The sequence below is a fragment of the Chelativorans petroleitrophicus genome (assembly GCF_025398195.1).
Taxonomy (GTDB): Bacteria; Pseudomonadota; Alphaproteobacteria; order Rhizobiales; family Rhizobiaceae; genus Chelativorans; species Chelativorans petroleitrophicus.
In genome coordinates, this window is sequence record NZ_JAODNV010000015.1 from 1 (window position 1) to 25601 (window position 25601).

The 25601-nt window shown below is 64.0% G+C and carries 23 protein-coding genes; 3 read left to right on the forward strand and 20 right to left on the reverse strand.

Features of this window, described 5'->3' with window-relative positions:
• Positions 1 to 297: 297 nt before the first annotated feature.
• The 6 genes from ligM to NYR54_RS13855 form a co-directional block, all read right to left on the reverse strand.
• Positions 298 to 1704 carry a vanillate/3-O-methylgallate O-demethylase gene (ligM, locus tag NYR54_RS13830; protein WP_261516282.1) on the reverse strand — a complete coding sequence of 469 codons (1407 nt, stop codon included), beginning with the start codon at positions 1702 to 1704 and terminating at the stop codon, positions 298 to 300.
• 279 nt (positions 1705 to 1983) lie between these two features.
• Positions 1984 to 2721 (reverse strand): ABC transporter ATP-binding protein, encoded by a 738-nt coding sequence (locus tag NYR54_RS13835; protein ID WP_261516283.1) that lies wholly within the window; start codon positions 2719 to 2721, stop codon positions 1984 to 1986.
• Positions 2714 to 3478 (reverse strand): ABC transporter ATP-binding protein, encoded by a 765-nt coding sequence (locus NYR54_RS13840; protein WP_261516284.1) that lies wholly within the window; start codon positions 3476 to 3478, stop codon positions 2714 to 2716. The genes NYR54_RS13835 and NYR54_RS13840 overlap by 8 nt, the downstream gene beginning before the upstream one ends.
• Positions 3475 to 4470, reverse strand: coding sequence for a branched-chain amino acid ABC transporter permease (locus tag NYR54_RS13845; protein WP_261516285.1), 996 nt, complete (start codon positions 4468 to 4470; stop codon positions 3475 to 3477). The genes NYR54_RS13840 and NYR54_RS13845 overlap by 4 nt, the downstream gene beginning before the upstream one ends.
• A gap of 14 nt (positions 4471 to 4484) precedes the next feature.
• Positions 4485 to 5336 carry a branched-chain amino acid ABC transporter permease gene (locus NYR54_RS13850; RefSeq protein WP_261516385.1) on the reverse strand — a complete coding sequence of 284 codons (852 nt, stop codon included), beginning with the start codon at positions 5334 to 5336 and terminating at the stop codon, positions 4485 to 4487.
• 316 nt (positions 5337 to 5652) lie between these two features.
• Positions 5653 to 6831, reverse strand: coding sequence for an ABC transporter substrate-binding protein (locus tag NYR54_RS13855; protein WP_261516286.1), 1179 nt, complete (start codon positions 6829 to 6831; stop codon positions 5653 to 5655).
• A 439-nt stretch (positions 6832 to 7270) separates the two neighbouring features.
• Between NYR54_RS13855 and NYR54_RS13860 the strand changes: the two genes are divergently transcribed.
• The 3 genes from NYR54_RS13860 to NYR54_RS13870 all read left to right on the forward strand — a co-directional run bounded on the left by NYR54_RS13860 (position 7271) and on the right by NYR54_RS13870 (position 10591).
• Positions 7271 to 7960 (forward strand): GntR family transcriptional regulator, encoded by a 690-nt coding sequence (locus NYR54_RS13860; RefSeq protein ID WP_261516287.1) that lies wholly within the window; start codon positions 7271 to 7273, stop codon positions 7958 to 7960.
• A gap of 193 nt (positions 7961 to 8153) precedes the next feature.
• Positions 8154 to 9086, forward strand: coding sequence for an AEC family transporter (locus tag NYR54_RS13865; RefSeq protein WP_261516288.1), 933 nt, complete (start codon positions 8154 to 8156; stop codon positions 9084 to 9086).
• 176 nt (positions 9087 to 9262) lie between these two features.
• The gene (locus NYR54_RS13870) at positions 9263 to 10591 is read left to right on the forward strand and encodes an NAD(P)/FAD-dependent oxidoreductase (protein WP_261516289.1); all 1329 of its coding nucleotides are present in this window, start codon (positions 9263 to 9265) and stop codon (positions 10589 to 10591) included.
• Positions 10592 to 10615: 24 nt separating this feature from the next.
• Here NYR54_RS13870 and NYR54_RS13875 read toward each other — a convergent pair whose 3' ends face one another.
• The 14 genes from NYR54_RS13875 to NYR54_RS13940 form a co-directional block, all read right to left on the reverse strand.
• Positions 10616 to 11653: an NAD(P)-dependent alcohol dehydrogenase gene (locus NYR54_RS13875; RefSeq protein ID WP_261516290.1), complete on the reverse strand. Its 1038-nt coding sequence runs from the start codon at positions 11651 to 11653 to the stop codon at positions 10616 to 10618.
• 56 nt (positions 11654 to 11709) lie between these two features.
• The gene (gene cydB, locus NYR54_RS13880) at positions 11710 to 12714 is read right to left on the reverse strand and encodes a cytochrome d ubiquinol oxidase subunit II (RefSeq protein ID WP_261516291.1); all 1005 of its coding nucleotides are present in this window, start codon (positions 12712 to 12714) and stop codon (positions 11710 to 11712) included.
• A 5-nt stretch (positions 12715 to 12719) separates the two neighbouring features.
• Positions 12720 to 14156, reverse strand: coding sequence for a cytochrome ubiquinol oxidase subunit I (locus NYR54_RS13885; RefSeq protein WP_261516292.1), 1437 nt, complete (start codon positions 14154 to 14156; stop codon positions 12720 to 12722).
• A 284-nt stretch (positions 14157 to 14440) separates the two neighbouring features.
• Positions 14441 to 15610: a glycoside hydrolase family 172 protein gene (locus NYR54_RS13890; protein WP_261516293.1), complete on the reverse strand. Its 1170-nt coding sequence runs from the start codon at positions 15608 to 15610 to the stop codon at positions 14441 to 14443.
• Positions 15611 to 15633: 23 nt separating this feature from the next.
• The gene (locus NYR54_RS13895; protein ID WP_261516294.1) at positions 15634 to 16473 is read right to left on the reverse strand and encodes a carbohydrate ABC transporter permease; all 840 of its coding nucleotides are present in this window, start codon (positions 16471 to 16473) and stop codon (positions 15634 to 15636) included.
• Positions 16466 to 17401, reverse strand: a complete 936-nt coding sequence (locus NYR54_RS13900; RefSeq protein WP_261516296.1) for a carbohydrate ABC transporter permease — start codon at positions 17399 to 17401, stop codon at positions 16466 to 16468. Before NYR54_RS13900 ends, NYR54_RS13895 begins: the two co-directional genes overlap by 8 nt.
• A 105-nt stretch (positions 17402 to 17506) precedes the next feature.
• A complete protein-coding gene (locus NYR54_RS13905) occupies positions 17507 to 18865 on the reverse strand; it encodes an ABC transporter substrate-binding protein (protein ID WP_261516297.1) in 1359 nt (452 codons plus the stop codon).
• Positions 18866 to 18931: 66 nt separating this feature from the next.
• Positions 18932 to 19936, reverse strand: a complete 1005-nt coding sequence (locus tag NYR54_RS13910) for a LacI family DNA-binding transcriptional regulator (protein WP_261516298.1) — start codon at positions 19934 to 19936, stop codon at positions 18932 to 18934.
• A 456-nt stretch (positions 19937 to 20392) separates the two neighbouring features.
• Positions 20393 to 21898: a tripartite tricarboxylate transporter permease gene (locus NYR54_RS13915; RefSeq protein WP_261516299.1), complete on the reverse strand. Its 1506-nt coding sequence runs from the start codon at positions 21896 to 21898 to the stop codon at positions 20393 to 20395.
• Positions 21899 to 21909: 11 nt separating this feature from the next.
• Positions 21910 to 22374: a tripartite tricarboxylate transporter TctB family protein gene (locus NYR54_RS13920; RefSeq protein ID WP_261516300.1), complete on the reverse strand. Its 465-nt coding sequence runs from the start codon at positions 22372 to 22374 to the stop codon at positions 21910 to 21912.
• Between the two features lie 72 nt (positions 22375 to 22446).
• Complete coding sequence (locus NYR54_RS13925) at positions 22447 to 23427, reverse strand: tripartite tricarboxylate transporter substrate binding protein BugD (RefSeq protein ID WP_261516301.1); 981 nt, start codon at positions 23425 to 23427, stop codon at positions 22447 to 22449.
• Between the two features lie 326 nt (positions 23428 to 23753).
• On the reverse strand, positions 23754 to 24461 hold the full coding sequence (locus tag NYR54_RS13930; protein WP_261516302.1) for an RNA polymerase sigma factor: 708 nt from the start codon (positions 24459 to 24461) through the stop codon (positions 23754 to 23756).
• 17 nt (positions 24462 to 24478) lie between these two features.
• A complete protein-coding gene (locus tag NYR54_RS13935) occupies positions 24479 to 25000 on the reverse strand; it encodes a plastocyanin/azurin family copper-binding protein (RefSeq protein ID WP_261516386.1) in 522 nt (173 codons plus the stop codon).
• Positions 25000 to 25374: a DUF5602 domain-containing protein gene (locus NYR54_RS13940; RefSeq protein WP_261516387.1), complete on the reverse strand. Its 375-nt coding sequence runs from the start codon at positions 25372 to 25374 to the stop codon at positions 25000 to 25002. The genes NYR54_RS13935 and NYR54_RS13940 overlap by 1 nt, the downstream gene beginning before the upstream one ends.
• Positions 25375 to 25601 lie beyond the last annotated feature (227 nt).

Consider the following 25601-nt stretch of genomic DNA (forward strand, 5'->3'; position numbering starts at 1 on the left):
CTCCCCCCTTTGCGGGGGAGAAAGCAACTTCTTGGGCTTGGGCAGAAGCCCAAGTCCTAGAAGTTGCAAGAGGGGGGGATTGTGGCGGTGAGATAGGCCGGAGACTGATTTCTTCTTCTCCTGTCGGGGTCGTCACCAAAACCCCCTCACCGTCTCGGCTTCGCCTCGTCACCGCTCTCCCCCGCTTGCGTGAGGGAGAGGAAACGCCGGCAGCGGCGGTGCGAGCCTCACATAATCGGCATCGGCGCGGCGCGGATGACAGACGGGGTGAAGCGCAGCCGGCGGCGGCGTTTCCGCTTACGCGTTCTGCCTGGTGCGCCAGCCTTCCGCGTAGGACTCGCGGGCCTGGCGGGCGTAGGGTGTCGGCGACACCCGCACGCGGATCTCCGCCTGCCGGTGCCTTTCGGTGGAGGTCTTTGCGGTCGCCTCCGGCTCGCCCCATACCAGCGTCAGCACGTCGCCCACGTTGATGTCCGGATCGACAATGCCCAACGAGAGCATCGCCCGCTCGTTGAAGCTGAAGCCATTGAACATGGAAAGGCCGACCAGCCTGTCGCCCATCATCACCCGATCGAAGCCGGAAGAGGCATAGTTCGGCTGCGGGAAATCGATCCATTTGGCGTTCAGCTCGCCGGGACGGAGTGAGGATTCGATCACCTTCAGCAGGTCTTCCGCGTTCCACTCGAAGGTGACCTTCTTGCGGTGCGGTTTGCCGTGCATCTTCTCCAGCGCGGCACGCCCCACGAAATCATGGTCGAACTTGACGTACATGCCGTAGCCAAGTTCGTAGGGCGTGGTGTAGTAGTCGCGGATGTCGTCGGACACGAAGCTGCCGCCGATGGAACAGACGGCCTCGTAGCTGTCTGCGCCCAGCCATTCGCGATAGCCCTTCAGTTCCTCGCCCGTGTAGATGGCCGGCAGCGGCGAGGGGATCCAGCCCGATTCCAGCGTGTTGGTGGAATAGGCGCGCGAGCCCACTGGCCGCAGGTCCACGCCCGCTTCCTGCGCCGCCTTGAGAATGGCCGCGCGCACCTCGTCCTTCTCGTCATAGGGGCCCCAGATCTCCAGACCCGGCGCGCCGGCCATGCCGTGCCGGAGCGCGCGCACCCGGCGGCCAGCGATATTGATCCAGTCCACATGGAAGAACTTGATCTCGGGCAGCGGGCCGCCATTCAGCTTTTCGAGGACCTTCGGCGCCTCCGGGCCCTGTATCTGGAAGCGGTAGTGGACGCGCCGGACCTCCTTGCCATCGGGATTTGACGGAGAGCGGGGATCGCGCGTGACCTTCACGTCATGCTTGCCGAGCGAGGCGTTGTACTGAACCCAATTGGCCGTGGGCGCCCGGCCGACCAGAACGAACTTGTCGCGCTCCTCCCGGAACGCGATCATGTCGCCAATGACATAGCCTTCCGGCGAGACCGGGACGAAGTGCTTGGCGCGGTTGGTGTCGAAATTGGCAAAGCTGTTGATGGCCAGGCCCTCCAGAAGCTTCGCCGCGTCCGGCCCCTCCACGATGAGCTCGTCCATATGGTGCGACTGGTCGAACAGCACCGCCGACTCGCGCCAAGCGCGCTGCTCGTCGCGCCAGTTGGAGAACTCGGCCGCGACCACAGGGTATACATAGATGCCGATTTTGGAGTTCCTCAACATCTGAACGATGTTGCCTTTTTCCCGCAAGACGGCTTCCAGACTGGAATTTGCCATGGTCGTTCCTCCTGACCCTTGAGTGTTCTGTATACATACTGTCGCCAGGAGGCGGGGATGGCAAGATCATTTGCGGGCTTGCGTCGGTAAGGGGCGGGTCTTCTGCCGGAAAGAGCCGGAGCATCGGGAGCGCGCTGTCGGTGTCGAAGGCGGGTGCGGTATACAGAGCAGGCCTGACCCGTTGCGGGAGGAGCGGCCTGGTAAAGGGTGAGGTGAGAGAAGCGCTGGCCGCGAGGGCAAAGTCGCCGCCCGGGCGGCCACTTGCTGCGAAACCGGCGGTTACTGCGGACCGGCGGCGGTGCCGCTTTCCTCAAGCTTGAGGCCGACATAGCGGTCGAGCACTACCCGGTCGTGCATCAGATCGGACGATGGCGCGCGATAGGCGATGGTGCCACGCTCGATGATCACCGCGTTCTCCGTCAGCGAAAGCGCGACGTCCGCGCGCTGCTCGACCAGCACGAGGGTCATGCCCTCATCCGAGCCCATGCGGCGGATCGCGGCCGTCAGCTCCTCCACGATGATGGGCGCGAGCCCTTCCAGCGGCTCGTCGAGGAGCAGGATGGACGGGTTCGTCATCAGCGTGCGGGCAATGGCGAGCATCTGCTGCTCCCCGCCCGAAAGATGATTGCCCATATGGCCGCGCCGCTCCTCGAGCCGCGGGAAGAGCCGGTAGATCGACGCCAGGTCCCAGCGGCCCGGGCGGGCGGTGACGGTCAAGTTTTCCTCGACGCTCAAGGAGGGGAAGATTTCTCGCTCCTGGGGAACCCAGCCGAGGCCCGCCTGCGCCCGCCGGTGCGGCGGCAGGCGGGAGATGTCCTTGCCCGCCATCCGGATCGAGCCGCGCATCAGGCCAACGATGCCCATGATGGTCAGCAGCAGCGTCGTCTTGCCGACGCCGTTGCGGCCGAGCACGGCGAGGCTGCCGCCCGCGGCAAGCTCGAGCGAGACGCGGTCGAGCACCACGGCATCGCCATAGCCCGCGCGCACATCTTCCAGAACGAGAAGCGGTTCAGCCATGATGCGCCGACCCCAGATAGACTTCGCGCACCCGCGGATCGTCGCGCACCTCCGCAGGCTCCGCTTCCATGAGAACCGCTCCGGCGACTAGCACGATGATGCGGGAGGCGAAGGAGAAGACGATATCCATATCGTGCTCGATGAAGAGCACCGCGATATGTTCCGGCAGCGCCTCGATCACGCGAAAGAGCATCGCACTTTCGTCCTTAGGCACGCCGGCGGCGGGCTCGTCAAGCAGCAGAACCTTCGGACGCGTGGCGAGCGCCAGGGCGATTTCCAGAAGGCGCTGCTGCCCATAGGCGAGATGGCGCGTCCGCTTCGTGGCGACGTCGGCGAGGCCGAGCTGCCGCAGGATCTCGAAACCCTCGCTGATGGCCTGCTCGTGCGCGGTCAGGCTGCGCCAGAATTGCCCCGCGATCCCTTCGCGCTCGCAGATGGCGAGGGTGACGGCCTCGAGCGGCGTCAGGTCCGGAAAGAGCGCATTGATCTGAAAGGTGCGCGTGAGGCCGCGACGGACGCGCGCAGCCGTGCCGGTGCGGGTGACGTCCTGGCCTTCCAGAAGGATGCGGCCGGAATCGGGCCGCATCTCGCCAGTGATCAGGTTGATAAGTGTGGTCTTGCCCGCACCGTTGGGACCGATCAGCGCGTAGCGCGCGCCCGCGGGCAGCGCGAGATCGAGGTCGCGCGTCACCTGCAGCGAGCCGAAGCTCTTCTTTAGCCCCTCGGTGCGAAGCACGATGTCCGCGTTCTTCGTCATTGGTCCCTGCCTGCGAGGCGCGCGAGCCCACCCAGTATGCCGCGCGGCATGAACAGAACCACGACCATGAGCAGGAGCCCGATTCCGAAGTACCAGTATTGCGGATTGATGCCAGAAAGCTGGTCTCGCACCAGAAGGAAGATGATCGCGCCCAGGATGGCGCCGTAGAGCCGTCCCGTTCCTCCCAGAATGAGCATGACGACTACATCCGCCGAACGCTGGAAGCTCAGCACTTCGAGAGCCACCGTGTTGGTGGTCTGCGCAAGCAGCGCGCCCGAAAGCCCCGCGATCGCGGCCGAGATGGTGTAGATCTTGCGCAAATGCCCGCGATAGGCGGAGCCGATGGCGGGCATGCGGCGCACATTCTCCCTCACGCCACGCAGCGCCAGGCCGAAGGAGGAGTTGACGATCCGGCGGCTGATCAGAAAGCCGAGGAAGAGAGTGGCCAGCGTATAGGAATAGGCGGTGTAGCCCCACAGGTCGAAATCGAACAGGCCGAGTATCGGCCATGTGTCGATGCCGCGCAGCCCGTCCGTACCGCCGGTCAGCCAGCTCAAGGCATTCGCCAGCTCATAGGTGAGCAGGCCGAGCCCCAGGGTGACCATGATCAGCGCCAGATGCTGCACGCGCACGATGAGGAAGCTGGCGACGAAGCCCACCAGCCCGGCAAGGGCGCTGGCGAAGAGCAGCCCGGTGAGCGGCTCGCCCCAGCCCGCCTTGGCGCTCAACAGCCCCGCCGCATAGGCGCCCAGGCCGAAGAACATCGCATGCCCCAGCGTGATGATGCCCGCATAGCCAAGGACGAGGTCCACCGAGATCGCAAACAGCGCCGTGATCGCGATCTGGCTGGCGAGCATCAGATAGCTGGGGAAGAAATAGAACGTCAGCAAGGTGGCGAGCCAAAAGGCAATCTCGAAGACCGACCAGCGGCTCCTGCTGCGAAGCCAGGCAAGAGACGCTCCGGGCGCTTGCGTCGTCTGGGTCGCTGTCAAGGTCGCCTCCCGGTTCATCGCTTGCCGAAGAGTCCGAGCGGACGCGCGAGCAGGATCGCCACGAGCAGGAGATAAATCAGGAAGGAGCCTATCTCGGGCACGAAGTATTTCCCCGCAACGTCACCGATGCCGAGCAGGGCCGCGCCGGCGAACGAGCCGGTGATCGAGCCCAGGCCGCCGACGGCCACGACGATCAGCACATAGACAAGAAAGTGGAAGCCGAAGGAAGGATCCAGCCCCACGATCTCGATGGCGAGCGCGCCGCCGAGGCCCGCCAGCCCGCTGCCCAGCGCGAAGGTGATGGCGAAGACCCGCTCGACATTGAGCCCCAGGCCGGCGGCCACGCGCTGATTGTCCACGGCGGCGCGGATCTGCGCGCCGAGCCGGGTGCGCTCCAGGCCGAAGACCAGCAGCGCCGTGATGGCAAGCGAGACGACGATAAGGAAGATGCGGTACACACCGAAGCGCAGTCCGGCGATTTCCACGGAGCCGCGAAGCCAGCCAGGCAGCACGATGGGCTGCTGACCGGTGCCGAACAAATATGTGGCGATCGCCGCGGATACGAATACCAGCCCGATGGTGAAAAGCACCTGATTGAGTTCCCCGGCGCGATAGAGGCGGCGGAAAAGGGTCCGTTCAATCAGAACACTGACAAGGGCGGCGGCGATGAAGGCGAGGGGCAGCGAGAGGAGAAAGGGAAGGCCTAGCTGCCGCATGGCGGTGACGGCGACATAGCCGCCCAGCATGCCGAAGGCGCCGTGCGCGAGATTGATGAAGTTCATCAATCCCAGCGTGACAGACAGGCCGACCGACAGGACGAACAACAGCATCCCGAAGGCGAATCCGTCGAACAGCACGATGACGATATTGCCGATCACGATTAAGACACGCGCCTTGTGGATGTGGATTTCGAAACGGTACTCCCGCCCATGCCGTATTGATCCCGGGTATCGATCCTCCGGTCAACCCCGAGGATGCCAAGCAGAGCGGAAGCCGGTTGTAATCTGCGGCCCTGGCGGTTGCGGCAAAACCGCCAGAGCCGCCCGCCGGGGAGCCAGGAGGCTTATCAGCCCCTTCGCCAGCACCGGATATGACCGGTTGATGCCGGTTTCGACCCCGGCTGCTTCCGCAGATCGCATCGCGGCTTGCCCGCGCCTCAAGCGCGGGCGGGCCAGGCCCGGCTTACTGGGCGCCGTGCAGCGGGTCCTTCACATCCGGGATCTCGTGGATGATGACGTTCTGCAACTCGCCATCAACCTCCTGAACCTCGCGGATGTAGACCGTCTGAATCACGTCGCGCGTCTCGGGATCGATGGACATCGGCCCGCGCGGGCTCTGCCACGACATGCCCTTGGCCGCTTCCACGAGGGCGTCGCCGCTGGCATCGCCATTGGTCTTCTTCAGCACCTCGTAGATGAGGTGCATGCCGTCATACCCGCCGATCGAGAACAGGTCGGGAGCGCGCCCATTGTTCGCCTCGCGATAGCCGGCGACGAACTCGTTGTTGAGCGGGTCGTCGCGCTCAAGCGTGTAGTGGAAGGTGGTGATGATGCCGCGCGCCGTCTCGCCCATGCTCTCGAGCGCTTCGGGATGGGTGAGCTCGCCCTGGGCGAAGATCTTCACGTCTGGCGGCGCAAGGCCGCGATCCACCAGCGCCTTGCCGATCGCCGCGGGCTGTGCGCCGCCCGGAACGAAGATGTAGACGGCCTCGGGATTGGCGTCCTTCACACGCTGGACATAGGCCGAGAAGTCCGGGTTGGCGACCGGGGTACGGTCCGAGCCGACGATCTCTCCTCCCGCTTCGGTGAAGCCCTTGGAGAAGGAGCTTTCGGCGTCATGACCGGGGCCATAGTCGGAGACCAGCGTATAGGCCTGCTTGACGCCGGCCTCCTCGAAGGCCCACTTGCCGAGGGCATAGTTGAGCTGCGGAATAGTCACCGACGTGCGGACGATATAGGGCGACTGTTCCGTAATGACGGAGGTGGCGGCGTTCATCACGACCAGCAGTTTCTTCGCCTGGTCCGCAATCTCCGCCGCGCCCAAAGCTTCCGGAGTGAGCGCGAAGCCAGCCAGGATGTCCACCCCGTCCCGCACGACGAGCTCCTGAGCAAGCCGCCGGGCAACGTCCGGATTCGGCCCGCCCGTGTCCTTCTTGATGATCTCGATCTTCTTGCCGGCGACTTCGTCACCGTGCTTCTGGATATAGAGATCGATACCGGCCTGAAGCTGATTTGCCGCGTCCGCGAACGGACCCGAATAGGGCAGGAGCACGCCGATCTTCACCGTCTCCTGCGCCATTGCCATCATCGACCAGCTGACGCCGAGCCCGAGCGCGACCGCCGCTGCGATTCTCTTTACCATGACGTTCCCTCCCTGTGCCATTCCGGCCTCAACACGCGTCCCACAAGACACGATGCTGAAGCATTGTATACATCGGATACCGAATTAGCCAAGAGGGAGCTTAGCCTACCGAGTCGCTTGGTAAAAGCTCGGAGTTCCTGAAGTGCCGTCAAATGCCTAATGCCGCCCGCCACAGCGCTTGCATGTTGACAAAGCTTTTTGCGGCGACACAGTGTATACAAACGAAGGCCGGATGTCCGGCGCAAATCAGGGATGGGCGGCCGTGCATCGCCGTGGAACTCGGGAGGCGGAGACTGCGCTTGAGGGCACCTTGCCTCAAACGCCTCACCGCGATTCGTCCGCGCGAGGGGAGCATGCCCCGGCCAGGGCCGTCGCTTCCCGGGACGCTTCTGAAAACGCCGACCGCAATCCGTCGCGAACGGAAGGCGCGCTGCTTGCCATGCGCGAACTCATCTTCTCCGGCGCGTTCCGGCCCGGGGAGCGAATTTCGGAGCTGACGGTCGCGGAGCTGACCGGAATCTCCCGCACCCCCATCCGCTCCGCCCTACAGCAGCTTTCGCACGAGGGCTTTGTCGAGGTCATCCCCTCCGGCGGCTATGCCGTGAGGTCCTTCAGCGAGAAGGACGTGTTCGACGCGATCGAGGTTCGCGGGGCGCTCGAAGGCCTCGCGGCACGGCTCGCCGCGGAGCGGGGTTATTCGGCCGGCCGGCTTCGGCCGCTTGAGGACTGTCTCGATGAGCTGGACTCGGTGATCGAAAGGGAGCTCGGCACGGAAGAGGGCTTCTCCCGCTATATGGCGGCGAACCGCCGCCTGCACGCCCTGATTCTGGAGCTTGCCGACAGCCCGGTGCTGAAACAGCAGGTGGAGCGGGCCGTCGCCCTGCCATTTGCCTCTCCCAGCGGCTTCATCATGGCCCAGTCGACATTGCCAGATTCCAGAAAGCTGTTCGTCGTGGCGCAGGATCAGCACCGGTGCGTGGTCGAGGCGATCGCAGAGCGCGAGGGGGCGCGGGCGGAAAGGATCATGCAGGAGCATGCCCGCCTGGCCGCGCGCAATCTGCGGCTGGCGCTGCGCAGCGAAAGCGCGCTAAAGCTCATCCCCGGCGGCGCGTTGATCCGGAATGACTGATCTTGCCGCCTCGGCCTTGTACTAATGACATAGATATTCCAGCCATGACCGGAAGACGGATCGTCTTTGCCGAGACCACCCTTGTGATGCCGGCAAAATTGCCCTACCGCCGGGTGCAGCCTCTAAGTTATTGTTTTTGTGCAATTCCAATTCCGGACGGAAAGTCCGTACACGCTTTTCCCGGAATTGCGCTATGAGTGCTCTGCTCTCCGTCATATTGCCTATCTTCGTTCTGATCGGCGTCGGATTTACAGCGGTTCGCACGCGCTACGTTCCCTCCTCCGTGGTGGAGGCGCTTGGGGCCTTCGTTCTGAACTTCGCCCTTCCGGCGGTCATCCTTCATGCGCTGTTGCAGCAGGACCTGCAACGGACGCTCGACTGGGGCTACATTTTCGCATATGCGGCCGGCTCCCTGATCGCGTTCGTCGCGATCCTGGCGCTTTTCCGGCTGGCGATGGGCAAATCATTGTCCCATGCCGCCGCCGCCGCGCTGGGCGCCTCCGCCTCGAACAGCGGCTTTGTTGGCTTTCCCGTCGCCTCGCTTGCGCTTGGCGCCCCCGCGCTCGCAGCGCTTCCCCTTTCCATGCTGGTTGAAAACATCATCATCATTCCGCTGGCGCTCGCGCTGGGGGAGGCCAGCACTCAGAAGGGGGAGGGGCTCCGCGACATACTTTCGGGAACGCTTCGGCGCCTTTCACGCACGCCTCTGATCGTGGCCATTTTCATGGGCGTGGTCCTTTCGGCGGCTGGCGTGAGCCTGCCGCAGCCGCTTTCCACCGCGCTCAAGATGATGGCAGACGCGTCCGTTCCATGCGCGCTTTTCGTGGTGGGAGGAACGCTCGCGGGGCTGAAGGCCGGGTCCATCGCGGGCGACATCATGGCGATCGTGGCGGGAAAGCTTCTTCTGCATCCGCTTGCGGTCGGCGCGGGGTTTCTGCTCGCCGGAGACGTGCCGGCTGAGCTCATGGCCGCCGGCCTCATATTGGCAAGCTCGCCCATGCTGACGGTCTATCCCATCCTCGGCGCGCGGCTGGGCCATGGCGGAATGTGCGCGGCGGCGCTGCTGATTGCGACCACGGCGAGTTTCCTGACCCTGATCGCCGTTCTCGGCCTTGTCCGTCCATAGACCGGAGACGGCAGCTTCCCGCTCCGAGGGGTCTTGAAGGCTCGGGGCAGGGTTGCCCAGGGAACAGTCTCACGCTCCCGCCGTTGCATTGCGCGGAAAGGAGGGGATGACACTCCCGCTCCGCTGGCGTCTGGGCGGCCGGTCTGAGCGAGGATTTCGCCCTGCGGGAACCGAGTATGAATCAGGAAGGAACGGTAGCGGCACAGCCGCGCGCCCCGCGCATCGTCATTGTGGGGGGAGGCTTTGCCGGTCTCGAAGTGGCGAAGGCGCTGGGCCGCGCCGGTCTTCCGGCCGTAATGCTCGACCGGCAGAACCATCATCTTTTCCAGCCTCTGCTCTATCAGGTGGCCACGGCCGCGCTTTCGGCCACCGATGTGGCTGAGCCGATCCGCAAGGTGCTGAGGCGGTATGAAAGCGTGCAGGTCCTTCTCGGCGAGGTTTCGGAGATCGACACCGCCCGCAATACGCTGCGTTTGGCCGACGGGCTGGTGCTTGGCTATGATTATCTCGTGCTCGCCACCGGTGCGGGGCACAGCTATTTCGGCCATGACGATTGGGCCGAGAGAGCGCCGGGGCTGAAGACGCTTGGCGATGCGCGGCGCATCCGCGCGCTTGCACTGCTCGCCTTCGAGCGTGCGGAGCGCGCGATTGAGCCTGACGAGCAGGCGAGACTGATGACCATCGCCATTGTCGGCGGCGGGCCCACCGGGGTGGAGCTTGCAGGCTCGCTTGCCGAGCTGCGCCGCTACACGCTGGCACGCGATTTCAGGAGCGCCCGGCCGGAGGCGGCCAAGATCATGCTTATCGAGGCCGGCCCCCGAATCCTGCCGGCCTTCTTGCCGGAGACGTCCGATTACGCCCGGCGGCGCCTGGAAAAGCTGGGGGTGGACGTTTTCACCGGAACGCCGGTGGAGGATATCGGCGAGGACACCATCACCTTTGCGGGCCACACGGTTCCCGTTGGCGTTGTGCTGTGGGCCGCAGGCGTGGCCGCATCGCCGCTCGGCGCGCAACTCGGCGCCCCGACGGATAGGGCCGGCCGCGTTATGGTGGATGAGTGCCTGCGGGCCCAGGGCCTTTCCAATGTCTTCGTGCTTGGCGACGCAGCGGCTTTCACGGACCCTGCCGGCAAACCGCTGCCCGGGCTGGCGCAGGTTGCCAAGCAGCAGGGCATCCATCTCGGACAGGGCCTTGCGCGGCACATCAGGACGGGCGCGCCGCTTGAGCCCTTCGAATATCGCAGCCGGGGCAACACGGCGATCATCGGGCGTCACGCCGCAGTCTTCGAGCGGGAGCGCCTGAGGCTCAAAGGCTGGATCGCCTGGCTCGCCTGGGCCATCATTCATGTCTATCTGCTGGTCGGCTTCCAGCACCGGATGATGGTTTCGCTACAGTGGCTCTGGCGCTATCTCACCTTCGAGCGTGGCGCCCGCGTCATGACGGAAGAAAGCTTCGACGTGCGCACGGCCAGGTTGCCGACCCGCACCAGAACCTCGGGCAAGTGAAGTTTCAGGTCCATCGGGTGGGGGCTATGCGGGCATCTCGATCTGCACCTTCACCTGCCCGCGGGGCGCCTCGGCCGCGAACTCGAACGCTTCCACGCTTTCCTCGAAGGAAAAGGTTTTCGTGATCAGGGGCGAGACATCGATCGCGCTGGAGGCGAGCATGGCGACACAGCGCGGGAAGACGTGCGCATAGCGGAACACGTTCTCGATGCGCGCCTCCTTGATCTGCGCGGCTGAGACGTCATAGGCGATGGGCGAGAGGGGGATGCCCACAAAGACCACCGTGCCGCCGGGGCAGAGCGGGTCGAAAACCTCCGCAGCCGCCCTTTCGTTGCCCGAGCATTCGAAGACGATGTCGGCGCCCCAGCCGTCCGTTTCCCTTTTGACCCGATCCGCGAGATTTTCGGAGCGTACGTTCACTGGAGTGACCGGCCCGAGCCTGCTTGCGATGTCCAGCTTCGCCTCGTCCACATCGCTGACGATCACCCGTGCGCAGCCCGCGGCCAATGCCGCAAGAACGGTCACGAGGCCGATCGGCCCGGCTCCGGTTACAACCGCTATGTCCCCGGGCTTCACCCGCGCCTTCGTGGCGGCATGAACGCCGACGGCAAGCGGCTCCACCATGGCGCCGGCCGCGAAGGAGACGTTGTCCGGAAGCTTGAAGGTGAAGTCGGCCGGATGCACGACAGTCGGGCGAAGCACGCCGTGAACGGGCGGCGTCGCCCAGAAGCGCACTGCAGGATCGAGATTATAGAGGCCGAGACGAGTGGCCCGGCTGTTGGGGTCGGGGATGCCGGGCTCCATGCAGACACGGTCGCCGGGCTTGAACTCCGTGACCTCCGCGCCCGTTTCGACTACGACGCCGGCCGCCTCATGGCCGAGAATCATCGGCTCGCGGACGACGAACGGGCCGATCGCGCCGTGGGTGTAGTAATGGACGTCGCTGCCGCACACGCCGACGGTGCGGAGCGCAATTCGCAGGTCGCGCGGTCCGAGCGTCTCCTTGAGGGGAAAGTCCCGCAGCGAGAGTTTCAACTTTTCTTCCAGTACCAGTGCCTTCACGGCAAGCCTCCGTTGCTGCGGAGCGCACACGAGGTCGCTCCCGGCTCGTTCGCGGATCAGTGATAGCCTTCGCCCGGCGCTATCTTGCCGCGGAACACCCAGTAGACGAAGGCAGTGTAGCCGAGCACGAGAGGCAGAAGGAAGATCGTGCCCATCAGGAAGAAAATCTGGGAGGCGGGCGCAGCGGCCGTGTCCCAGAAGGTCAGGTCCGGCGGCACGAGATAGGGCACGTTGGAGATGACGAGTCCCGCATAGCCGAGCAGGAAGAGGACGATTGTGCCGAAGAAGGGAACGGCCTCGCGGCCCTGCCCGATTGCGCGCCACACGATGTAGGCCACGAGCACCGCCGCCAGGGGGATGGGCCAGAGCAGGAAGATGTTGGGCGTGGAGAACCAGCGCTCCGCGACGCGATCGATGGCAAGCGGCGTCCAAAGGCTGATGACCACCATTGCCGCCATGACGACGAGAAGCAGCGTGGGCGCCAGACGCCGGCCAAGGTCCTGCACGGGGCCGGAGGTGCGCATGATGAGCCAGGTGGCGCCCAGCAGGGCATAGCCCGTGACCACCGACAGGCCGACGAAGATCGAGAAGGGTGTCAGCCAGTCGAACGGCCCGCCTGCGAACTGGCGATCCTCCACGGCAACGCCCTGCAGGAGGCCGCCGAGGATCACGCCCTGAAGGAAGGAAGCAATGATGGAGCCGCCCGCAAAGGCGATGTCCCATTTGCGGTGACGGGGCTTGGCGATCCATCGAAACTCGAAGGCGACGCCACGGAAGACCAGCGCCAGAAGCATGCCGATCACCGGCAGGTAGAGGGCCGGCATGATGATCGAATAGGCGAGAGGGAAGGCGACCCACAACCCGCCGCCGCCCAAAACGAGCCAGGTCTCGTTGCCGTCCCAGAAGGGAGCGACGGAGTTCATCATCACGTCGCGCTCCTCCTCGCGGCGGGCGAAGGGGAACAGGATGGCTATGCCGAGATCGAAGCCGTCGAGGATGACATACATGGCCACGGCGGTGCCGATGAGGCCTGCCCAGATAACGGGGAGATACCATTCCATAGCCGTCATCCCTTCGGTGCGGTGAGCGGGCGGCCGGGGCCTTCGCCGGGCTCCCTGCCGGTTGCTTCGCGCGCGGCTTCCTCGGCCGCGGACATCGGCCTGTTGGGCAGGCCCGCCGCCGCTTCGATCGCCTCGCCCATGGGCCCGCGGTTGATGAGCCGGTTGATGTAGAAGATGCCCATCGTGAAGACGACGCCGTAGATGAAGACGAACAGGGCCAACGTGCTTGCGACGCTGGCGCCCGGGACGGGAGAGACGCCGTCAACGGTTCGCATGAGGCCATGCACCAGCCAGGGCTGCCGGCCCTGCTCGGTGACGAACCAGCCAGCGACGATGGCGACGAAGCCGAGGGGCCACATATAGGAGGCCGTGCGTAGGAACAGCGAGTTGTCGAACAGCCTCCCGCGCCACCAAAGGTAAAGACCCCAGAATCCGGTCGCGATCAGCAGAAGGCCGATGCCGACCATAAGGCGGAAAGTGAAGAAGACATTGACGACGGGCGGCCATTCGTCTTCGGGGAAATCCGCCATGCCGGGATAGGTGCCGTCCCAGTCGTGGGTGAGGATCAGCGAGCCGAGATGCGGAATGGCGATCTCGAAGTGATTTGTCCGCTCCTCCTCGTCCGGCAGGCCGAACAGGACGAGATGGCCGGGTTCCTCTCCGCTCCAGTGGCCTTCCATCGCCGCCACCTTGACCGGCTGATGCTCCAGCGTGTTGAGGCCGTGCAGGTCGCCGATCACGAGCTGTAGCGGGGCCGAAACCGCGATCATGCCGACGGCCATGCGGAGCATCGTGCGGCTTTCCTCACCATGCCGTCCGGCAAGCAGATAGCGCGCACCCACGGCCAGCACGACGGCCGCGGTCGTCAGATACGCCGCGTTCAGCATATGGGCGAAGCGGTAGGGGAAACTGGGATTGAAGATCACCCGCAGCCAGTCGACCGGGTAGGCGATCCCGTCGCGAACCTCATGGCCGGCAGGGGTCTGCATCCAGCTGTTGGCGGAAAGAATCCAGAAGGCGCTGGTGGCCGTGCCGAGGGCCACGAGCACCGAGGCCAGCGTGATCAGCCAGGGCGGAAGCCGGTTCCAGCCGAACAGAAGGATGCCGAGGAAGGTCGCTTCCAGATAGAAGGCCATCAGCACTTCGTAGCCGATGAGCGGCCCGATCACATTGCCCGAGAACTCGGAGAAGCGGCTCCAGTTCGTGCCGAACTGATAGGAAAGCACGATGCCGGACACCACGCCCATGGCGAAGGATATGGCAAAGATCTTGGTCCAGAAGCGCGCCAGCCGATGATATTTTTCCTGGCCGGTGCGCATCCACATCAGAAGGAGTACGGCGATGTAGGCCGACAGGCCAATGGTGAAGGCCGGAAAGATGATGTGGAAGGAGACGGTGAAGGCAAACTGGATGCGCGCCAGCGTCACTGGATCAAATTCCATGACCCTCTCCAATCGCCCCGCGCCCCGCGTGAACCGGCTACATAATTGGGAAAGAGTGGCGGCGTGTCCAGCCCTGGGAGGGAAACTGCGTCAAGGTGAGGCGGCTTCCGCACAGTGCCTGCGCCCCGGTTGCGGGCGGAACCGGCTGGTCACGCCGGCTTCAGCGGCATCATAAAGCGGGAGCGGGGTCAAAACGAACCGGCCGGTTGCCGTCGCGCGCATGGCGATCCGAAGCAACCGGCCGGGCGGTTTTCAGGTCAGGAAAAATCGTCGTCCGTTACCGGTTACCGCTCCTGGAAGGGACGGCGGAATGTCGGCAGGCGGTCGCGTACATCCGGCAGCTTGTCGAACGGTTTGTGCGGCTCGGCCTGATACCAGAAGGCCACGGATGAGATATCGTCGGAGCGCCGGTTGGCATGGCCGTGCTCAATTGTCACCCGAATCCGCTTGTGGAAGATCACCGGGTCCTCGATGTGCCAGCGATAGAGCGTGACGGGCTCCGTCCAGTTCGGTCCGCCAGCGGCGATGATGCCGTGATAGGGCCCGCTATATTCCTGCGTCGGGCACCAGGCCGTGTTGAAGTAGTCCTCCGTTCCTGTGCCGTGGAGCGTGGGAGGCCAGGCATCGTTGGCACCGGGGCTGGATTCCGGCCGCGGCTCTATGACCGCCGCCCGCGGCCCGATACGCGGATCCGGCTTGCGCACCGTGTCGGGAACGGAGATGCCCGGCTCCCCGTCGACGAAGATCATGTCGTCGCCTTCGCCGTACCAGTCCCAGAGGGCGGAGCGGCGGCGGGAATAGACGTTGAAGAGCACGCCGACATAGTGGCCGTGACCCTCCGCTTCCAGAATCGTGTAATTGTCCTTGCCGTCCACATTCTCGCCGCCGAACAGGAACTGCTCGTTGGTAAGCCCGGTCTCTTCGAGGCCCTTCGGGCGGTCCTGCCGGTACTGCGCGTGGAAGCGGCCGAGCCCTTCCTCCAGCGCTTCGTGAAGCTCCAGATCGATGTAGTAGTAGAAGAGCAGATCGTCCTCGGCCTCGTTCGTCACCGTAAACTTCATGTGGCTTCCGAAGGGCATGGGGAAATAGCAATTGAAGGCTTTCCCGTCCTCCGGGCTTGCCTGCACCGGGAGGCTTGCGAAGTTCCGCGTCCGCGCGTGCCCCATGCCGAAGAAATCGCCGATCGGGGTTTCGATGCTGGGATGCTCTTCCCCGTCCCAATAGGCGCGCAGCACGATCTTGCGCAGGAAATCGTCGCTCTTGCAGGCCAGCGTGGCCCAGATATGGGTGACGATGCCGGCGCCGTGATATTCGGCGATCGTCACCGTCTGGCCAGGCTCGATGTGCAGCCGGTCGTCATTGCCGCCCGTGCGGTCATAGCTCGAAAAGCGGCGCGTTTTGGCCGTCCGTAGTCTGGCAAGTCCCCTGAGCGGTGACAGCCCCGCATTCGTCATGTTTCTCTCCTTGTCGGTCGCGGCTACTTCAGTCCGCTGGTCTTGATGGATTCCATGATCTGCCGCTGGAAGATCACGAACAGGATGAGCATGGGAAGCGCCACGATGGTCGAGGCGGCCATCATGTAGTTCCAGGCGGCCGAATACTGGCTCTGGAAGTTCGCTATCCCCACCTGCACGACCCAGAGGTTCTGATCGGCCGTGATGGTGAGCGGCCAAAGGAAGGAATTCCAGTTGGCGAGGAAGAACAGGATCGTCAGCGCCGCGAGAATGGGGCGGCTGAGCGGCAGCACGACGCTCCAGTAGATGCGCCAGTAGCCTGCGCCGTCGATAACGGCGGCCTCCTCGAGCTCGCGCGGCAGCGACAGATAATATTGACGCAAGAGGAAGATGCCGAAAGCATTGAAGATCGCGGGCACGATGAGGCCGGCATAGGAGTTGAGCATGCCGAGCGTCTTCACCACGATGAAGAGCGGAACGATGATCACCGGCAGGGAGACGAGCAGGGTGGAGAAGATGGCGAGGAAGATCGCCTCGCGCCCGGGGAAACGCAGCCGCGCCAGCGCATAGCCCGCCATGGAATGGAACAACAGCGCCACGACGGTGACGGTGGCCGACACGATGAAGCTGTTGAACATGTAGCGCAGGAAGGGCACCTCGGTCAGAACATAGATGAAGTTCTGCCACGTGGGCGCCGCCGGGATCATGTTGGGCGAGAAGGATTCCGCCGGCGTCTTGAAGGCGATCGAGACCATCCAGAAGAGCGGAAACAGCGTCATGGCGGCAAGGACGGCAGAGACCGCCATCCAGACGAACTGCAGCAGTCTTGCCTGTGAGGGCGCGAAGAAATGGGGCCTAGGCATGTTCGAAGCGCCCGCCCCGCGTGAAGAGGAAGAGGATGGCCGTCATGAGCACGAGGGCCGCCACGAGGATCGAGGCCATTGCCGCCGCGTAGCCGAACGCGCCGAAGCCGAAGGCCTGCTGATAGATGTAGATAATCAGTACCGCGGTGGAGTTGGCCGGGCCGCCCTTGGTCATCACGTAGATGATGTCGAAGGCCTGCGCGCCGGCCACCGCCGCCACCATGGAGATCATGAGCACGAAGAAGCTCGTGGGTTTGAGCAGGGGCAGCGTGATGTACCAGAAACGCTGTACTGGCCCGGCGCCGTCGATCTCGGCCGCCTCGTAATATTGCACCGGAATGTCCTGCAGCCCTCCCAGAAAGATGAGCATGTAATAGCCCATGAGGAACCAGAGGCTTACTGCCACGACCGCAAGAAGGGCCAGATTGGGATCGCCCAGAAGGGAGACGCCGGGAAGGCCGAGCGCGGACATCAACCGGCTGAGAATTCCGATCTTGTCCACGGACATGAGCTGCCACACCAGCGCCACGACGACGAGGCTCACAACGTGCGGCGCGAAGAACATGGAGCGGATGACGCTGTTGAAGCGGTTCGACTTCTGAACGAGCAGGGCGAGGCCAAGACCGCAGACGAAGAGAAGCGGCACGAGCAGAATGGCGTAGAGGGCAGTCACGCGCGCGGCCTGCCAGAAGAGCGGGTCACGCATCATGCGCTGATAGTTGGCGAGGCCGACGAAGCGGTAGCCGCCAAAGCCGTCCACCTCGAAGAAGCCGATGACGAGCGAGAGCACCATCGGCACGCCGAGAAAGATGAAGAGGCCCAGCGCGTCCGGCAGCACGAACAGGTAGCCGGCGAGCCATTCCCGGTGTTTCGTGGAAAGGCCCCGCTCCTCGCTCGGATAGCTTATCTGCGCAACCTGATCAGTCATTCATTTCCCTTCGGCTCCGGGTCGCCAGCGCGGCCGCCACCCTCCCCGGGGAGGGGAGGGTGGCTGGGGCGGCCCCGCCGCATACGGCCGCCCCTGGGAGGACCGTTAAAGAATCGGCGCGCCGTTATAGGAGGCGAGGAACGCGTCGAGCTGCTGCGAGGCGGCGGTGGCCGTCGCCTGCGGATCGGCACCGCCAAGCTGCGTCTGCTGGATCGCGTCGGAAATGATCTTGTAGACCTCGGGCGGCACGCGCGGCTCGGCTCGGGTGCCCGGATGAATCTCTTGCGAGAACACGCCCATCACGCCCCTGTTGAAGGCGTCGCCGCCTGCCTCCAGTGCGCTGTTGCGCGGCGGCATATCGGACTTGGCCTCCGTGCACCAGTTCACCACGCGGTCGATCGAGCCCTGCTCCATCGAGGCCAGCGCCCAGGCGCAGAACTCGCCGGCCGCATCCGGGTTCCTGCCGCGCGCATTCGCGACGAAGGCCCAGCCGCCGCCGACGGTGACATATTTGCCGCCTGGAGGCGTGGGGAGCGGGAAGACGCCGAAGGGCATGTCAGGAGCGTTGTTGGTAAGCTGGGAGATTGCCCAGATGCCGACATTCTGCATGGCGCAGTAGCCGGAACCGAGATTGGCCGTGGCATCGTTCGCGCCGTAGCCCAGCACCTGACGCGGCGCCACGCCAAGATTGATCGCATCCTGCCAGAACTTCAGCGCCTGCACCGTGGCTGGAGAATCGAACGCGCTGCGTCCGTCCTCGGACTGGATCTCCCCGCCGCCCTGCCACATGAAGGGATACCAGGTGAAGTTCTGATAGTAGCCGGGTTTGGTCTCGAAAACGATGCCGTAGCGCTCGGGTGTGGTGAGCTTCTGCGCCACATCGAGCAGCTCCTCCCATGTCTTGGGCACGTCGTTTTCGTTGAGGCCAGCCTCCTCGAAGGCTTTCACCGAGTAGTAGATGGCCATCGGCTCCACTTCCATCGGGATGCCGTAGATCTTGCCATCCACCATCCGGTTGGCAATCACGCTTTCGGGGAAATCCGCCCGCGCCTCCTCGCTGATGAAGGGCGTGAGGTCATGCAGCACGCCGCCGTTGTAGTAGCGCAGGAAATCGCCAGGCGAGATGATGAAGATGTCCGGGCCGGTTCCGGAAGCGAAGGCCGTGGCGAGCTTCGTTCCGTTGATGTATTCGGAGTTCGGAACGTATTCGAGCTCGATCTTCTGCGCGTGGCTGTCGTTCCAGTCGGCAACGGTCTTTTCGAACCAGGCAACCTGTGAGGCCACCTGACCGCCGGGCGCATAGAACTGCCAGAACTTCAGGGGCGCGTCCTGGGCGCGCACGGCCATGCGGTTGATGAAGGGAAAGCCGGTGACGGTGCCTGCGGCCAGCGCCGCGGTGCCTGCAAGCAGGCTGCGCCGGCTGACTCCGGCGGTCTTCCCGGTTGGGGTTCTGCTGTCGTTCATTGAATCCTCCCTAGACGTTGGGTCTTTCACATCGCGGCGCTTTTCCGTCCGCATCCATTCTCCCGCTCAAGCCGTATCGAACTCGCGCAGGAAGCACGGGATGACTTCGGTGCGCGGAGGTCCTGTGAAGGTGCCATCCAGGCGTTCGAGCAGCATTTCGGTGGCGCGCTTTGCTAGCACGGAGGGGCTTGTGCCCACGCGCGTGAGCTTGGGCCGCACATATTCGAGCTGCGGCTGATCGCCGAACACGGCCATCGCGATGTCCTGCGGAATCCGGATGCCGCGGTCGTAGAATTCCGTCAGCGCGCCGGACGCCATGAGATAATTGGCGAAGAAAATTGCCGTGGGCAGGTTGCCGCCATGCTCCTCGAGAAGCCAGGCGACCGCCTCGCGGCCGGAGGGCGCCAGATAGGTGCCTTCGTAGCGCAGGCCCTCCACCATCGGCGCGCCGTGATCGGCAAGGCCCTGCTCGAAACCTTCCGCGCGCGCCATGGCTTCCTTGAAAAAGGAAGGGCCGGTGACATGGGCCACCCGCCGGTGGCCCTTCTTCGCCAGATAGGCCCCCATCTGATAGCCGCCGCCATAGTCATCGACCTTCACGCTGTCGACGGCGTGGTTGGGCAGGTTGCCGATGAAGACGGCGGGCATGTCGAGGCCGATCAGATGGTCGTGCATGCCGTGCAGCGCGAAATCGCCGACGATCAGCCCGTCCACCCGCTTGTGCCGGATCTGGCGCAGATATTCGCGGCCATGCTCCTGGGAATGGCCGCCGGGCACGTCCGTGTTGAAGATCAGCATGTCGAGGCCGACGGCCTCCAGCTCCGACTGCGCGGTCTTCACCAACTCCGGATAGAACGGGTTGCGGATGTCCGGGATCAGCATGGCGACGATGTTGGTGCGCCCCGTGCGCAGGCTCCGCGCCTGGGGGTTCGGCACGTAACCCAGCTCCTCGATCGCCTTCTCCACCCGCTCGCGCAGCGTCTTCGACACGCGGTCCGCATGGTTGATGACATGCGACACCGTCGTCCGTGACACGCCCGCGCGCTCTGCAACCTTGGCAATCGTGCTCATGCCTTCATCATAATTTCTGTGAATGCATTTGCAAATCGATTTGCAAACCGATTTGTGGATAGCGCGCATTCCGGAAAATCGGGGAACGGGGCCGCGAGGATGCAGAACTGGCGGAACGAGACCGCAAGGATTCAGAACTGGCGCGACGGCGGGGGCGGCGGTCCAGAAAGACGGGACGGCAGTGACGGTGATCCAGAAATAGCGTGAGGGCAGCGACGGCGACTGTCAAATCGTGTCCGGTGAGCTCTGGCCCGGAAGCAGGAGGTGCTGCGCACGGCGGTTCAGCCGGCCGTTCAGGGGAATGGGGTTCGGGGTCCTGTCAGGAGGCGCGCAAAACTCAGGTCGCTTCGCCTTCTGGAGCGAAGCGACCTGAGGGATTGCCGGCTGTTAAGGCTAAGGCGACGGCCCGTAAGGCCTTGTCCGCCGCAAAGGCCTGCTGGCCTCGGATGTCCCGGCTCAGTCCTCTTCGACGAAGACTTCCTCGCGCTTGCGGCGGATCGCCGGCATGAGCGAGAGCACGATTGCGATGACAGCGACGGCGAGCAGTGCGGCGCTGATGGGGCGCTCGATGAAGGTCATCGGATCGCCCCGCGAGATGATCATGGCGCGCCGCAAATGTTCCTCAAGAAGCGGCCCGAGCACGAAGCCGAGCAGCAGCGGCGCCGGCTCGCAATCGAGCTTCACGAGGACGTAGCCGACGAGCCCCAGCAGGGCGATGGCGTAGATGTCGAAAGCGTTCGAACCGATCGAGTAGGTGCCGATGCAGGCGAAGGTGATGATGGCCGGGAAAAGCACGCGATAGGGGATCGTCAGCATTCTCACCCACAGCCCGACCAGCGGCAGGTTGAGGATGAGAAGCAGCAGATTGCCGACCCACATCGAGACGATGACACCCCAGAACAGCGCCGGCTCGTCGCGAATGACATTGGGTCCCGGCGTGATCCCGTGGATGATGAAAGCGCCGATGATCAGCGCCATGACCGGATGGGCGGGGATGCCGAGCGTCATCAGGGGAATGAAGGAGGTCTGTGCCGCTGCGTTGTTGGCCGATTCCGGACCAGCCACGCCTTCAATGGCGCCCTTGCCGAATTCGGCTTCGTTGCGCGAAAGCTTCTTCTCCAGCGAATAGGAGGCGAACGAAGCGAGCACGTGCCCGCCGCCAGGCAGGATACCAAGCGCCGATCCAAGGCCCGTCGCGCGCAGGATCGGCATGATGATGCGCCTGATGTCTTCCTTTGAAAGCCAGAGCCTCTCGATCTTCTTCACCAGCACGGAGCGGGTGGCCTCGTCCTCCAGGTTGCGCAGGATTTCGGCCACGCCGAAGACGCCGACCGCCATGGAGACGAAGTTGATGCCGGAATAGAGCTCGAAATAGCCGAAGGTGAAGCGCGGCTGGCCGCTGTAGAGATCCTGGCCGACCATGCCGAACAGAAGCCCGAGCACGATCATGGCGAGCGCCTTGATGATAGAGCCGTGGGCGAGGGCCACGGAGGCGACGAGGCCGAGCACGATGAGCGAGAAATATTCTGCCGAGCCGAACTGAAGCGCGATGCGCGTTAAGGGAGGGGCCGCCACCGCAAGCACCAGCGTGGCGACGGAGCCGGCGAAAAACGAGCCTACGGCGGCGGTGACGAGCGCCTGCCCCGCGCGCCCCTGGCGGGCCATCTGGTGCCCGTCGATCGCGGTTACGGCAGAGGACGATTCTCCCGGCAGGTTGATGAGGATGGCGCTGGTGGAGCCGCCATACTGTGCGCCGTAATAGATGCCGGCCAGCATGATGAGCGCCGTCACCGGCTCGAGGGTGAAGGTGATTGGCAGCAGAATGGCGACCGTACCCGTCGGGCCGATGCCGGGAAGCACGCCCACCAGCGTGCCGAGCAGAACGCCGACAAAGCAGTAGAGAACGTTGACGGGCGTGAGCGCAACGTCGAAGCCGAGGCCGAGATTGGCGAGCAGGTCCATCGCTTAAGCCCTCAGAAATTCAGCCAGGGGCCGAAGACCCGCAACGGCATGCCGAGCCCCCATACGAAGATCAGCAGACTGATCGCCGTCAGCAGGGCCGCGATGAGAAAGGCTCCGGCCAGGCTCGTTTGCCGGCTGGCGGAAGCGCTCATGAAGGAGCTGACGAAAAGCGAGGGCAGGAGCCCGAGCCCGCGTACCGTGAAACCGAAGAAAACGAGCGCGACCATGACAAGTATGAGCCCGCGCCAAGGAACACGGCCGATCGGACCGTCCTCGGCCGAAGTGGCGAATGACTGCAGAAGGATGATCACGCCGAGGAATATGATGATCCCGGACAGCACCAGGGGAAAGTAGCCGGGCCCCATGCGGAACGCGGTGCCTATCTGGTAATTGAGCGAAGCATAGCCGAAAGCGAGCCCGAAGCCGATGAAAATCAGTCCGGCCAGAAGGTCCTTGGATATTTTCAGAGGTTTCATGGTGCGCGGTTCCAAGGCGAAAACGGAGCGGCCTCATAAGACCGCTCCGCAGCCCTTCGCAACTTGATCGCCTTACTCGGCGGTTACGCCGGCCGCCTTGATGATCGGCGCCCACAGTTCGATCTGCGAGGAGAGCATTTCGGTATGCGCCTCAGGCGTGGCCCGATCCTGGCTAACCACGGTCGTTCCGAGTTCCGCAAAGCGGTCGATCACGTTCTGGTCCTGGAGCGCCGTCTGCAGGGCCGAGGACAGCTTTTCGACGATGGCCGGATCGGTGCCCGCCGGTACATAGAGACCGTGCCAGATGCGCAGCTGGAAGTCGCCAAGCCCGGCTTCCGCCGTGGTGGGTACGTCCGGCAGGTTCGCCAGCCGTTCCTCGGCGGTCACTGCGTAGGCCTTGACCTCGCCGCCCAGAATCTGACCGGTCGTGTTGGTGGTCTGGTCGCACATGATATCGACCTGCCCGCCGACGAGATCCGTGAGAGCCGGGCCGGTGCCTGGGTAGGGAACGGTGGTGAGCTGTGTTCCGATCGCGTCCATGAAGAGCATGCCGCAAAGCTGCGAGGCCGCGCCAATGCCGGCATTGGCAAGGGTCACCTCGTCAGCATGCTCCTTCACGTAATCGATCATCTCCTGCAGGGTCTCTGCCGGAAAGTCCTTGCGGGCGACGATGGTCATCGGCACTTCGGTCACAAGGCCGATGGTCTCGAAATCCTCGAGCGGATCGTAGGGCAAATTCGGATAAAGCGTCGGCGCGGTCGACATGCCGATATGGTGCATGAGCACCGTGTAGCCGTCAGGCTCGGCGTTGGCGACCTGACCTGCCGCCACCGTGCCGCCTGCGCCGGTGACATTCTGGATCACGAATTGCTGCCCAAGCGCCTTGCCCATCGGTTCGGCAATGAGGCGCGTCACCGTATCGGTGGGCCCGCCGGCCGAAAACGGCACGACCATGGTGATCGGCTGGGTGGGATAGTCGTCCTGTGCCACTGCCGCGCCTGCTGCGAGCGATACGGCTGCTGCGGCGGCAAGGACGGTGAAGTGTTTTATCATGTTCGTTCTCCTCCCATTAGGGCTTGTGTTTTCTCATTCCTCCTAAGGGACCCGAGTGTGGCGAGCCAGGGCTTACGACCCGCGGGGGCATCATCGAATGTAAGTGTGCGGGCCGTGTCAAGTGCTTTGCGCTCGAGGGCTTGGGATAGAATCGCGCAATCCGCTGGCGCGGCGTCCTGTCGATATCCGACTAAAGTTGAAGGAATAGCCTTCTACTATGTACCGGAAACGGCGAAAAAAACCGCTCAAAAGCAGCAAAGGACGCAAACAGTATAGGGCGGCGCGGTTCAGCCGCACGGCCATTCCGTTTTGCGAATCCGCCCCGCTCAGACGCTGCCGCGCAAACGCGCAATGACGCGGTCGGCCATCAGGGCACACCGTTTCCCGGCAAAGGGAAAGATGTCCGAAAAACGCGGCTGCAGTGCCTTTTCCAGTTCGGCGCGCAGGAGACGTTTTGCCCGGAAGAGGCGGGTCTTCACGGTTTCCGGCTTCAGCGAGAGAAGGCTCGCGGTCTCCTCGGTTCCCATCCCCTCGATTTCGCGCAGGATGAAAACCACGCGAAACGGCTCCGGCAGCCGGTCGATCGCTTCCTCCAGCAGCCGTCTTACTTGCACGCGGCCCGCTTCCGCTTCTGGGCTCAGCGCGGACGAGTTCAGGGGAAACATGATGATTTCCGCTCCGGCGGCGGGTTCGGATCTGTCGATCTCCGTCAGCTCGACCATGGTGCGCCGGCGGCGCAGCCGCCCATTGGCCTCGTTCAGGGCGATGCGCGTGAGCCAGGTGGAAAATGCCGCGTCACCCCGAAAGCTATCCAGCGCGGTAAAGGCCCTGACATAGGTTTCCTGAACGACGTCCTCGGCCTCCTGCTCGTCCTTCATCATGCTGCGCGCGAGGCGGAACAGGCGCTGGTTGTAGCGCCGGATCAGCGCGCGGATGGCTGTTTCGTCCCGCTTGCGGGCGAGCGCCAGAAGCTGGCCGTCGCTCAAGCCGTCCTTGCCGAACGGGAGGCGCAGGGCCGATAAAAGAGTCTCCAACGCTCGCGTTCCGGCGCTCATCTCGGTTCAACCCTGCCCTTGGCCATGATTTCCTCCACGGCCGGAAATGCCTGCAATGCCGCCTGCGGCAGGCCGTCATCCGCCGCGCTCGCGCTCTGCCAGCCATCCGTCGGCGGAGCACCGACAATGATCCTGCCGACCATGCCGGCCTGTTCGTGCGGGATGCAGAAATAGTCGTAAACGCCCGGCACGGTCAGCTTAACCGAAAAGCTTTCATCCGGCAGCAGATATCCCGAGTCCCACGGTTGGGCGCCGGGCGGGATGCGGTTTGGCTTGCCGGAGTTCGCCGGGTGATAGGCGGTCGCCGTATGCGCGTTGCCGGGATCACGATTGATCCAGCGCACCATCTGGCCCGGCTGGACAAGCAGCCCAACGGGATCGAACCAGACATGCGAACCGCCTACTCTGCCTCCCATGACAATTTCTGCCACCGCCTCGGCGCTGGCGGGGAAGGCGGGAAGCGCCAGGGCGGCGAAGAATCCGCCGCCCATGCCGATCGCTTTCCGGCGATTGAGCATCACTGCGCGACCCTCGCCTCTTCGTCTTTGGAGACGTGCCAGAGGACGATGTGAGCGTGCGGCGTCTCCACGCCGGGATGGCCGGCATTGTAGTGAACGTCCACGTGATCGACCGCGCCGCCCGGCGCCACCAAGTCGTCAAAGCCCTTGTCGGGAGTGAGATCCTCGATGGGAACCATATAGACGGTGCTGACCAGTTTGCCGTCATGATCGTAGGCCAGGAACGGCCCGGCCGGCAGCGTTTCAGGATCGACGAAGAGCTGGCCCAGACCGGGGATGAAATCCGGCAGGGGAGCCAGTTCGCTGACCTTCTGATATGGCGCTGCAGGTGGCGCTTCCGTGACGGTGCTGGCTGCGTCCTGAGCCGAGGCCATCGCGATTCCGCCGAGCAACGCTGTGGCGGTGAGCAGGCTTACTTTCTTCATTGTCTTCCCTCCAGGATCGAGCACCCCCTTTGCGGGGCGTCACCGATTGGATGGAATTGGGCGCGAAAGGTTCCCGGGCTTCATACGGCGTTGCGGACCGGTTATCCACCGACTGCCGTCTGACAGCAGAAATCAAAGCAATGGCATTTTAAAAGATGCGCCAAAGCTTTGCCCTG